6 protein-coding genes and 3 pseudogenes are annotated in these 11,620 nt (G+C 55.9%); 3 read left to right on the top strand and 6 right to left on the bottom strand.

The window, feature by feature from the left end:
• The first annotated feature begins 88 nt into the window (after positions 1 to 88).
• On the top strand, positions 89 to 640 hold the full coding sequence (gene mepK, locus HA48_RS01915) for a peptidoglycan L,D-endopeptidase MepK (RefSeq protein WP_128599531.1): 552 nt from the start codon (positions 89 to 91) through the stop codon (positions 638 to 640).
• A 36-nt stretch (positions 641 to 676) separates the two neighbouring features.
• Positions 677 to 1,305 (top strand): annotated as a pseudogene (locus tag HA48_RS01910) (MBL fold metallo-hydrolase).
• A 257-nt stretch (positions 1,306 to 1,562) separates the two neighbouring features.
• Here the strand turns inward: HA48_RS01910 and HA48_RS01905 are convergent.
• From HA48_RS01905 to pncB, 4 genes and pseudogenes are all read right to left on the bottom strand, one after another.
• Positions 1,563 to 2,752: pseudogene (locus tag HA48_RS01905) on the bottom strand (amino acid aminotransferase).
• 200 nt (positions 2,753 to 2,952) lie between these two features.
• The gene (gene ompC, locus HA48_RS01900; protein ID WP_279626732.1) at positions 2,953 to 4,062 is read right to left on the bottom strand and encodes a porin OmpC; all 1,110 of its coding nucleotides are present in this window, start codon (positions 4,060 to 4,062) and stop codon (positions 2,953 to 2,955) included.
• A 300-nt stretch (positions 4,063 to 4,362) separates the two neighbouring features.
• The gene (gene asnS / locus HA48_RS01895; protein WP_128599530.1) at positions 4,363 to 5,763 is read right to left on the bottom strand and encodes an asparagine--tRNA ligase; all 1,401 of its coding nucleotides are present in this window, start codon (positions 5,761 to 5,763) and stop codon (positions 4,363 to 4,365) included.
• A gap of 142 nt (positions 5,764 to 5,905) precedes the next feature.
• Positions 5,906 to 7,111, bottom strand: coding sequence for a nicotinate phosphoribosyltransferase (gene pncB, locus HA48_RS01890; RefSeq protein ID WP_167377135.1), 1,206 nt, complete (start codon positions 7,109 to 7,111; stop codon positions 5,906 to 5,908).
• A gap of 245 nt (positions 7,112 to 7,356) precedes the next feature.
• On the opposite strand from pncB, the gene pepN reads away from it, so the two are divergent.
• Complete coding sequence (pepN, locus tag HA48_RS01885; protein WP_128599528.1) at positions 7,357 to 9,972, top strand: aminopeptidase N; 2,616 nt, start codon at positions 7,357 to 7,359, stop codon at positions 9,970 to 9,972.
• Positions 9,973 to 10,040: 68 nt separating this feature from the next.
• Here pepN and ssuB read toward each other — a convergent pair whose 3' ends face one another.
• Complete coding sequence (gene ssuB / locus HA48_RS01880; protein ID WP_128599527.1) at positions 10,041 to 10,832, bottom strand: aliphatic sulfonates ABC transporter ATP-binding protein; 792 nt, start codon at positions 10,830 to 10,832, stop codon at positions 10,041 to 10,043.
• Positions 10,829 to 11,619, bottom strand: a pseudogene (ssuC, locus tag HA48_RS01875) (aliphatic sulfonate ABC transporter permease SsuC). Before ssuC ends, ssuB begins: the two are co-directional and overlap by 4 nt.
• Between the last annotated feature and the right edge of the window lies 1 nt (position 11,620).

The following is an 11,620-nucleotide window of genomic DNA, read 5'->3' as shown; positions in this document are numbered from 1 at the left end:
TTGACTGGCCAGTTCACGGCAGGTACTGTTCGGCCTTGTGTGCTTTTTGCTCAAATTTTTATCGCTTTAGATTAGGTAACCCCGCTTCATGGCTAATTTTGATTCTCACCGTCGTCGATTATTGCTGCTGGGTGGCGCAGCGGCTGGATTGTCACTGCTGCCAGGCTCAGCTCTGGCCTCGCTCTCCACCTCACGCCCGCGCATATTGACGCTTAGTAACATGCATACCGGCGAAACCCTTAAAACGGAATTTTTCAATGGTAAGAGTTATGACAAGGATGAGTTAGCGCGTTTAAACCACTTCTTCCGCGATTACCGCTCCAACAAGGTTAAAAACATTGATCCGCATCTGTTTGATCAGCTTTATCGCCTGCAGACCCTGCTGAATACGCGCAAGCCGGTTCAGTTGATCTCGGGCTATCGCACGCTGGCGACAAACAATATGCTGCGTGAATCCGGTCCTGGCGTGGCAAAACACAGCTACCACACCAAAGGGCAGGCGATGGATTTCCACATTGAGGGCATTGCGCTGAGCAATGTACGCAAAGCGGCGTTATCTATGCGCGCCGGTGGTGTAGGATATTACCCGCGCAGCAACTTCGTACACATAGATACCGGGCCTGCAAGGCACTGGTCCTGATACCGGCAGCGCTGCGTGTGTCGGTCATGGAGCGCTATGAATTATCTGATTATTCCGGTCACCGCCTTCTCTCAGAACTGTTCTGTTATCTGGGACGACGAAACTCAGCAAGCCGCGCTGGTTGATCCAGGCGGCGATGCGGACACCCTTATTGCCGTACTGGCAGAGCGAGGATTAACGCCGTCGCAGATTCTGCTGACGCACGGACATCTCGATCACGTTGGCGCGGCGGCTGAGCTGGCGGCACACTATCAGGTGCCGATTGTCGGGCCGCATCCGCTGGATGCCTTCTGGCTGGATAATTTGCCCACGCAGAGCCGCATGTTTGGTTTGCCTGAGTGCGCGCCCCTGACGCCGGATCGCTGGCTGGAGGCGGGTGAAACTGTGCAGCTGGGCAACGTGACGCTTGAGGTCCTGCACTGTCCGGGCCATACGCCGGGGCACATTGTCTTTTTCGACCGTGCAGCACGTCTGCTGATTTCAGGTGATGTGATTTTTAACGGCGGCGTGGGACGCACCGATTTCCCGCAGGCAGTCACGAGGATTTGATCAACGCGATCAAAACCCGCTTACTGCCGCTGGGCGATGACGTGACCTTTGTGCCCGGCCATGGCCCGATCTCTACCCTCGGCCATGAGCGCATCAGTAATCCGTTTCTGCAGTAAATAGAGGAAAAGGCGCTAAACCGCAATCTTTCAGGCTATATCATCGCTGATGCTGAAAACCTGACACAGCGGTACTGTGGACTGGGGGAAGAGGGGATGTTGAGCTAAGCCGGACGGCACGCGGCAGGGATGCCGTGTGCCGGGGCTCGCAGGGAAGCGGGTGTAGCCGTTCCGGGCCTGCTCAATTTCCCCTCTGACCGTTCCGTATTACAGTGCGAAAAGGCGTTGCAACGTTAATTAATTAAACGAGAGGCCGCTTAAAGCACTGCCACAATCGCTTCGCACAGTGCTGACATATTGTCAGGCGTCATGCCGGCGACGTTCACACGGCCGGAGTTCACCGCGTACACGCCAAACTCTTCACGCAAACGCACCACCTGATCTTTCGTCAGGCCGCTGAAAGAGAACATACCGTTCTGCTTGATGATGAAGCTGAAGTCCTGCTGCGCACCTTTCTCGGCCAGGGTGTTCACAAACAGCTGGCGCATGCGCTGAATACGCTGACGCATATCGGTCAGCTCCTGCACCCAAATGGTCCGCAGCGCATCGTTACCCAGAATCGTGGCGACCACTGCCGCACCGTGCGATGGCGGGTTAGAGTAGTTAGCGCGGATGCTGAATTTCACCTGGCTGAACGCGGTCTTAGCCACTTCACTGTTCGCAGCAACCAGCGTCAGTGCACCAACGCGCTCATTGTACAGGCCAAAGTTTTTCGAGTAGGAGCTGGCAACGATCAGCTCCTGATGCGTGGCAGCAAAAATGCGCAGGCCCTCAGCATCCTCATCCAGGCCACGCGCGAAGCCTGATAGGCGAAGTCAAACAGCGGCAGCCAGCCTCTCTCCTGCGACAGCTGCGCCAGCTGTTGCCACTGGTCAGCAGTGGGATCGATACCGGTTGGGTTATGGCAGCAGCCGTGGAACAGCACCACATCACCGGCTTTGGCCTCCTGCAGTGAAGCGAGCATGCCGTCAAAATCCAGGCTATGGCTGGCGGCATTGTAGTACTGGTAATCGCACACTTCCAGACCCGCTGCGTTGAACACGTTGTTATGGTTCGGCCAGCTTGGATTGCTCACCCATACGCGTTTTACGCTGGTCTGATTAGCCAGGAAATCTGCCGCAACGCGCAGCGCGCCGGTGCCGCCTGGCGTCTGTGCCGTGCAGGCGCGACCGGCGCTAATCAGCGCGCTCTCTTTACCAAACAACAATTCCTGAGTGCAGTGCGCAAAATCAGCGAGACCATCAATGCTGAGATAGTTCTTGGTGGTTTCGTTCTCCAGCAGATACTGCTCAGCCTTCTTCACACTGGTCAGCACCGGCGTTTTGCCGGTTTCATCTTTATAAACACCAATGCCAAGGTTGATTTTATTCGGGCGGTCGTCGGCGCGAAACAGGTCAGCCAGTCCCAGAATAGGATCGGCAGGTGCGGCAGAGATAGATTCAAACATGAGTCAGTTCCGTTTGGGTGAACTTTAGCAAAATGAGCTATCAGGTTAGCGTCAGACGCAACGCTTGCCAACCGCTGATATAAAAAAGAAATAACCGTCGCGTGCAAAGTAATGGCGCTAATCGGGAGGCAGATCACTGAAATGCAAAACGGAGCCCGAAGGCTCCGTTTCAGAGGTGTTACGCAGATCTAATCGGCAGATTAGAACTGGTAAACCAGGCCAACGCCAACCACGTCGTCGGTAGAAGTACCGGTAGAGCGGGTGAAGTCGTTGTCGTCCAGCAGGTTGATTTTGTAGTCAACATAGGTGGACATGTTTTTGTTGAAGTAGTAGTAGGTACCCACTTCGATGTATTTAACCAGGTCAGCATCGCCGCCGCCGAAGGTACCTACAGCGTTCAGGTCCTTGCCTTTAGACTGCAGGTAAGCGATGGATGGACGCAGACCGAAGTCGAACTGGTACTGAGCAACCACTTCGAAAGCCTGTGCTTTGTTAGCAGCGAAGTTGAAATCGCCGTTTACGTTAGTACCGTTGTTGCCATACTGAGTAGTGTTACGTGACTCACCGTAGAAGGCTGCCAGGTAAACGTTGTTCGCGTCATATTTCAGACCGAAACCGTAGGCGCTTGCTTTATCGCCGTTGCCATCAGTTGCCTGCTGGTCAGTACGGTCAGAGTTGAAGTATGCACCCACTGCGCTGATGCCCATGCCAGTGTCATAGGACAGAGAGGTACCCCAGCCGTCGCCATTGTCGTAGCGTGGACCGCGGCCTTCGTTTTTGCCCTGATACTGAACAGCGAAGCCCAGGCCATCAACCAGACCGAAGAAGTTGCTGTTGCGGTAGGTAGCCAGGCCATTTGAACGGCCGGTCATGAAGTTGTCGTTGTCCTGATACAGGGTATCATCACCGAACACAGGCAGCTGGTCGGTATAGGCCATTGCGTCGTACAGTACGCCGTAGTTACGGCCGTAGTCGAAGGAGCCTGCATCACCGAATTTCAGACCAGCGAAGCCCAGACGAGTTTTAGAACCTGTGGTGCCCTGAGATTCAGCAACGTTAGCCTGCACGTTGTATTCCCACTGGCCGTAACCGGTCAGCTGGTCAGTAATCTGAGTTTCACCCTTGAAGCCGAAACGCACATAGGATGCATCGCCATCGCTGCCTGCATCATCAGAGAAAGTGTGACGCGCATCAACTTTACCGTAGAGGTCCAGTTTGTTGCCATCTTTGTTATAGATTTCTGCTGCGTTTGCTGCACCTGCAGCTAACAGAGCAGGGATAACCACTGCAAGAATGTTGCGCTTCATCATTATTTATTACCCTCATTGGAGTTATTTGGACATCTGCCACTGCCGTCAAGAAACCTTTACGGGAACCTTGAAAGAAGTTTGATGTCTCCTGTGTCTGCACGCATCTTTCCATCACGGGGTTGCTAATTCTAGCCCGAAAATGATTCAATTCTCGCAATTGAGTATCAAAAAGCAAAATTGTATTACATTTTGTAAAATTTCGGGAACTTTGTGAGAGAACTCAAAATTTACAAAAATAAAAAAAGGCCGGCGGTGCCGACCTCGATATATATATGAATTTCTTATATTTAATAGCTTAAATCAGAAATTCGCGTTGCGTGGGGTGCGTGGGAACGGGATAACGTCTCTTACATTTTGTACGCCGGTGACATAGGCGATTAATCGTTCGAAACCTAAACCGAAGCCCGAATGCGGAACGGTGCCATAGCGACGCAGATCGCGATACCACCAGTAATCCTCTTTATTCAGCCCCATCTCTGCCAGGCGCGCATCCAGAACATCCAGACGCTCTTCACGCTGTGAGCCCCCGATGATTTCACCGATGCCCGGCGCCAGAACGTCCATCGCTGCCACGGTTTTGCCATCGTCGTTCATACGCATGTAAAACGCTTTGATGTCTTTCGGGTAGTTTTTCACCACGACCGGCGCTTTGAAGTGCTGCTCGGCAAGATAGCGTTCATGCTCAGAGGAGAGATCCACGCCCCAGGAGACCGGGTTCTCGAAGCTTTGACCGCTCTTCAGCAGAATATCAACCGCGTCGGTGTAATCTACCTGCGCGAAGTCGGTGGTGACGAAGCGCTCCAGGCGGGCAATCGCCTCTTTGTCTACGCGTTCAGCGAAGAACGCCATATCGTCGGCACGCTCTTCCAGCACCGCTTTAAACACATACTTCAGCATGGCTTCTGCCAGCGCCGCAGCGTCATCCAGCGTGGCGAAGGCCACTTCCGGCTCCAGCATCCAGAACTCCGCCAGATGGCGACTGGTATTGGAGTTTTCGGCACGGAAGGTGGGGCCGAAGGTATACACTTTTGACAGTGCACAGGCGTAGGTTTCAGCATTCAACTGACCAGAAACGGTCAGGAAGGCCTCTTTACCAAAGAAGTCTTTATCAAAATCGATCTTGCCCTGCGGATCGCGCGGCAGGTTCTCCAGATCCAGGGTGGAGACGCGGAACATCTCGCCCGCACCTTCGGTATCGGAAGCGGTGATCAGCGGTGTTGAAACCCAAAAATAGCCGTTTTCATGGAAGAAGCGATGCAGCGCCTGCGCCAGCGTATGGCGAACGCGCGCCACGGCGCCAACCAGGTTGGTGCGCGGACGCAGGTGAGCCACTTCGCGCAGATATTCGATGCTGTGACGTTTCGCCGCCATCGGGTAGGTATCCGGATCGTCTACCCAGCCGGTCACCTCAACGCGGGTTGCCTGCAGCTCGAACGCCTGGCCTTCGCCCGGCGATTCCACCACTTTACCGGTGATAATTACGGAGCAACCGGTGGTCAGGCGCAGCACTTCATCCTGATAATTATTCAGAGAATTATTGACGACGGCCTGAACGGGATTAAAGCAGGAACCGTCATAAACGGCGATAAAGGAAAGACCGGCTTTGGAATCTCTTCGGGTACGCACCCAACCACGTACGGTGACTTCACTGTCAACCGCGACACGGCCGTGCAGTACATCCGCTACAGGCACTACGCTCATAAATTTCTCGCTATATAGATGAAAGGAGTTAATTAAGCCCCATTCCGGGGTTTTGCTATGTTACTTGCGAGCCACAAGGAAACAAGCAAAATTGGGAGTTTTTATCAGAGAGGAGCAGGGCGCACGCACCCTGCTGCTTATGTCAGCTGGCGCGTTTGACCAGCGGCAGATCGAAGGCTTTGCGCAGGGCGCGTACAAAGGCTTTATCCTGGCAGATGGTTTTGCCGGGGCTATCGGAGAGTTTTGCCACCGGTTTACCGTTGCAGGTCACCAGTTTGATCACGATATTGAGCGGCGTTACGCCGGGAATATCACACGTCAGGCGGGTACCGATACCGAACACCACATTGGCACGCTGACCGAAGTGGCGGTACAGCGCCAGCGCTTTATCCAGGTTGAGATTATCGGAGAAGACCAGCGTTTTACTGTTCGGATCGATGTCGAGACGCTGATAGTGCGCAATGGCTTTTTCACCCCACTCAACCGGATCGCCCGAATCATGGCGCAGCCCCTGATAACGGTGCGCGAAGCCCGGACCGAAATCGCGCAGAAACGCATCCATGGTGATGCAGTCGGTCAGGGCGATACCAAGCTGGCCGTTATACTCGTCCAGCCAGGATTGTAGCGCTGCGCGCTGGCTGTTCGCCAGCACCGGGCTGATCTGCTGGTGCGCCTGGAACCACTCATGCGCCTGCGTGCCCACCGGATTAAGCTGTAAACGGCGAGCCAGATCGTAGTTGCTGCTACCCACCAGCCAGGGGAACGCGCTTTTCAGCGTACTGACGATCCCCTCCTGTACCGCCTGAGAGTATCGGCGGCGGGTACCAAAATCCATGAGCTGGAAGCGCGACATATCCAGATCGCCCACCTGTTCACGGAAGTTCACCAGCTTGTGCTGCAGATGGGCAACGGCCTGTTCAACACCCAGTTCAGGCGTACGGTGGCGATGCACCACTTCACTGATCAGCGCCAGCAGCGGTACCTCCCATAAGATCACTTCACGCCATGGGCCCGCGATCTGAATGCGCAGATGCCCCTGCTCGTTGCGTACGTCAACCTGTGAAGGGTCATAGCGGAACTGCCGCAGCCAGCTAAGGTAATCGGCCTGGAAAAAGGGTAAGCCGCTGAGATAGGTGTATTCGTCATCGCTCAGGGTGAGGTCGCGCAGCATCGCGATCTGTGCACGAATTTCGTCGGCATACTGGCCGAGCAGCTCATCGCTGCGGCAGCGAAACTCTGCCGTAACCGGGACATCGTAATAACGATGATAAACGGCCTGCTGCATGTGAAGCTTGTACGCATCGGTATCAAGCAGCGTGGTCAAAATCGGGGAAGCGTGTCCAGTCATGGTGCGTTTCAGCATCCTCTTCCGCGGAGCAGAGCCCGGTGTTCAACAAAGTCATAAAGACGCAGGAGTATAAAACAGTAATGACCGCGATCACACCATAATTGCGGGTAGCGGGTCGAGGGTCATTTGTGCCATTGTTAATAAATTGTAGACTTCAGGCGCAACGCACGCATTGTGCGTGGCAACCAAAGCGCAACCCGCTTAGACTTTGAGGGTTCAACCTGTTAACCCTGCGAGAAGGATTTATGACGCAACAGCCGCAAATTAAATATCGCCACGACTACCGTGCGCCGGACTTCACCATTACTGATATTGACCTGACTTTTGATCTGGACGCGGCGAACACGCGCGTGACCGCCGTCAGCCAGGTTAAGCGCCTGGGCGCGGCGGATGCTGAACTGCGTCTGGACGGGGAAGATCTTACGCTGATCTCGCTGGCGGTGGATGGCAGCCCGTGGCCGCACTACCGTGAGGAGCCGGGCGCGCTGGTGATTAGCCAACTGCCGGATAACTTTACGCTGACCATCGTTAACGCGATTCAGCCGGATAAGAATACTGCGCTGGAAGGGCTGTATAAATCGGGTGATGCACTGTGCACCCAGTGTGAAGCCGAAGGTTTCCGCCACATTACCTGGTACCTTGATCGTCCGGATGTTCTGGCGCGCTTCACCACCACAATTTTCGCCGATGCGGCGAAGTACCCGTTCCTGCTCTCTAACGGCAACAAGCTGGAGAGTGGCCGCCACGAGGATGGCCGTCACTGGGTGAAATGGCAGGATCCCTTCCCGAAACCGTGCTACCTGTTTGCGCTGGTGGCGGGTGATTTTGACGTGCTGCGCGATAGCTTTACCACCCGCTCCGGCCGTGATGTGGCGCTGGAGATCTTTGTCGATCGCGGCAATCTGGATCGCGCCGACTGGGCCATGACGTCACTGAAAGCCAGTATGAAGTGGGATGAGGAGCGGTTTGGCCTGGAGTACGATCTCGACATCTTCATGATCGTTGCCGTGGACTTCTTCAACATGGGCGCCATGGAGAACAAAGGCCTGAACGTCTTTAACTCCAAATATGTGCTGGCAAAAGCGGAAACTGCAACCGACAAAGATTATCTCGGCATTGAAGCGGTGATCGGCCACGAATATTTCCACAACTGGACCGGCAACCGTGTGACTTGCCGTGACTGGTTCCAGCTCAGCCTGAAAGAGGGGCTGACGGTATTCCGCGATCAGGAGTTCAGCTCCGATCTCGGTTCGCGTGCGGTAAACCGCATTGATAATGTGCGCGTGATGCGTGGCGCGCAGTTTGCCGAAGACGCCAGCCCAATGGCGCATCCGATTCGTCCCGATCAGGTGATCGAGATGAACAACTTCTACACCCTGACGGTGTATGAGAAGGGATCTGAAGTGATTCGCATGCTGCACACGCTGCTGGGCGAAGAGAATTTCCAGAAAGGTATGCAGCTCTACTTTGAACGCCACGACGGCAGCGCGGCCACCTGCGACGACTTCGTGCAGGCGATGGAAGATGCCTCCAATGTTGATCTGTCGCAGTTCCGCCGCTGGTACAGCCAGGCCGGTACACCAGTGCTGTCGGTGCGTGACGATTACAACCCGGAGCTGGAGCAGTACACGCTGCACGTTACCCAGCACACGCCGCCGACCACCGGACAGCGAGAGAAGCTGCCGCTGCATATTCCGCTGGATATTGAGCTGTATGACAATGAAGGCAAGGTCATTCCGCTACAGCATAATGGTCACCCGGTGCACCACGTGCTCAACGTAACGGAGGAGTTCCAGACCTTTATCTTCGATAACGTCTATTTCCAGCCCGTGCCGTCACTGCTGCGTGAGTTTTCTGCGCCCGTGAAGCTGGATTACAAATGGAGCGATGCGCAGCTCACCTTCCTGATGCGCCATGCCCGTAATGAATTCTCGCGCTGGGATGCCGCCCAGAGTCTGCTGGCAACCTACATTCGTCTGAATGTGGCGCGCCATCAGCAGGGGCAGCCGTTATCGCTGCCGTTACATGTGGCCGATGCGTTCCGGGCGATTCTGCTGGATGAGCAGGGCGATCCGGCGCTGATGGCGCTGATCCTGACGCTGCCCTCTGAAAATGAGATCGCCGAGCTGTTTGAGATCATCGATCCCCAGGCGATTGCAGCGGTGCGTGATGCGCTGGTGCGTACGCTGGCGAAGGAGCTCAGCGATGAGTTCTATGCGCTCTGGCTGGCGAACCAGCGTGATGAGTACAAGGTTGAGCATGCTGAAATCGGTAAGCGCGCACTGAAAAACGTCTGTCTGAGTTATCTGGCATTTGGCGATGTGGCGCAGGCCGATAAGCTGGTGCAGGCGCAGTATCACGCCGCCAACAACATGACCGATGCGCTGGCGGCGCTCTCGGCAGCGGTAGCGGCGCAGCTGCCGTGCCGGGAAGCGCTGCTGGCGGCGTACGACGATCGCTGGCACCAGGATGGACTGGTGATGGACAAATGGTTTGCGCTACAGGCCACCAGCCCGGCGCCGGATGTGCTGAGCAACGTACGTAAACTGCTGACCCATCGCTCCTTTACCATGAGCAACCCAAACCGTATCCGTTCACTGATTGGTGCGTTTGCGGCGGGCAATCCGGCGGCGTTCCACGCCAAAGATGGCAGCGGTTATCAGTTCCTCGTGGAGATGCTGACCGATCTGAATACCCGCAATCCGCAGGTGGCAGCGCGAATGATCGAGCCGTTAATTCGTCTGAAGCGTTACGATGCTGAACGTCAGGCGTTGATGCGCCAGGCGCTGGAGGCGCTGCAAGGGCTGGATAAGCTCTCGGGCGATCTGTATGAGAAGATCACCAAAGCGCTGAACGCATAAAAAACAGAGCGTAATGAATGGCGCCGCTACAAACATCCGTAGCGGCGCGATTTATCGCGCATTTTTGCTCAACGCTGCTGCGCAAACTTCAGTGGCCGATCAGACTGGCCACGCTTCATTACGCGATCCAGCACTTCTGCTTCCAGTTCAGCCAGCCGCGCAGAGCCTTTGCGCCGCGGACGCGGTAAATCCACCGTTAAATCCAGCCCAATCTGCCCCTCTTCAATCAGCAGGACGCGATCGGCCATGGCCACCGCTTCACTGACATCATGCGTCACCAGCAGTACGGTGAAATGGTGCTGCTGCCACAGCGACTCAATCAGCCCCTGCATCTCAATGCGCGTCAGCGCATCCAGCGCCCCGAGCGGCTCATCCAGCAGCAATAAGCCTGGTCGATGAATCAGCGCGCGCGCCAGCGCAACCCGCTGCTTCTGCCCGCCGGACAGCGCCGCAGGCCACTCGTTCGCCCGCTCTGCCAGGCCAACGGCCTCCAGTGCCGCCAGCGCTGCGCTGCGCCATGCGCGGCCTTTCAGGCCAAGGCCGACATTATCAATCACCTTTTTCCACGGCAGCAGGCGCGCATCCTGAAACATCAGACGCGTTTCTTCGCGTGCGTGTGCCAGCGGCGCATTGCCCGCCAGCAGCTCGCCGTGCGTGGTGGACTCCAGCCCGGCCAGCAGACGCAGCAGCGTACTTTTACCGCAGCCGCTACGGCCCACCACGGCAACAAACTGCCCGGCCGGAATATGCAGGTCAATATGGCGCAAAATGGTGCGGTCACCATACTGCTTGGTTACGCCATTGACGCCCACCGGGGTGCCGCTGTTCAGACGCGCCGGGCTTAACGTTGCGTTGCTCATGCGTTCTCCTCCTTCAGTTGGTAAGCCGGATGCCAGCGCAACCAGAGGCGTTCCAGCAGCTGCGCGGCCACATCGGCCAGTTTACCCAGCAGGGCGTAAAGAATGATGGCGACCACCACCACATCGGTTTGCAGGAATTCGCGCGCGTTCATCGCCAGATAGCCAATACCGGCGTTAGCGGAGATGGTCTCGGCCACGATCAACGTCAGCCACATCAGGCCAAGCGCGAAACGCACACCCACCATGATTGACGGCAGCGCGCCCGGTAAGATCACCTGAATAAACAGGCTCCAGCCAGACAAGCCATAGCTGCGTGCCATCTCCACCAGGCCGCGATCAATATTACGGATGCCGTGATAAGTGTTGAGGTAGATCGGGAACAGGTACCCAGCGCAACCAGGAAGATTTTGGCGGACTCATCAATGCCAAACCATAAAATAACCAGCGGGATCAGGGCCAGATGCGGCACGTTGCGCAGCATCTGCAGCGAAGTGTCCAGCAGTCGCTCACCGGTACGCGAGGTGCCGGTGATCAACCCAAGAATCAATCCGAGAGAGCCCCCAATCGCAAAGCCTATTGCCGCTCGCCAGCTGCTGATCGCCAGATGCTGCCAAAGCTCGCCGCTGGCTGCCAGTTTCCAGAAGGTAATAACAATATTCTCCGGCGACGGCAGAATACGCGTTGATAACCAGCCACTCTGTGAAGCAATCTGCCACACCGCGACCAGCAGTACCGGCAGCGCCCACGGCAGCAGGGCATGCGACAGCTGTTTTGTTGCTTTGGCCATC

Origin of the sequence: Pantoea wallisii (assembly GCF_002095485.1) — a bacterium.
GTDB lineage: Bacteria > Pseudomonadota > Gammaproteobacteria > Enterobacterales > Enterobacteriaceae > Pantoea > Pantoea wallisii.
The sequence above is the reverse complement of the archived record's forward strand: the minus strand, read 5'-3'. Positions and strand labels throughout refer to the sequence as shown.

What these genes read in the sequence shown, in the direction of transcription:
- pncB (WP_167377135.1), bottom strand. Translation starts at nt 7,111, where the DNA reads ATGACTGGACACGCTTCCCCGATTTTGACCACGCTGCTTGATACCGAT.
- pepN (WP_128599528.1), top strand. Translation starts at nt 7,357, where the DNA reads ATGACGCAACAGCCGCAAATTAAATATCGCCACGACTACCGTGCGCCG.
- ssuB (WP_128599527.1), bottom strand. Translation starts at nt 10,832, where the DNA reads ATGAGCAACGCAACGTTAAGCCCGGCGCGTCTGAACAGCGGCACCCCG.
- mepK (WP_128599531.1), top strand. Translation starts at nt 89, where the DNA reads ATGGCTAATTTTGATTCTCACCGTCGTCGATTATTGCTGCTGGGTGGC.
- asnS (WP_128599530.1), bottom strand. Translation starts at nt 5,763, where the DNA reads ATGAGCGTAGTGCCTGTAGCGGATGTACTGCACGGCCGTGTCGCGGTT.
- ompC (WP_279626732.1), bottom strand. Translation starts at nt 4,062, where the DNA reads ATGATGAAGCGCAACATTCTTGCAGTGGTTATCCCTGCTCTGTTAGCT.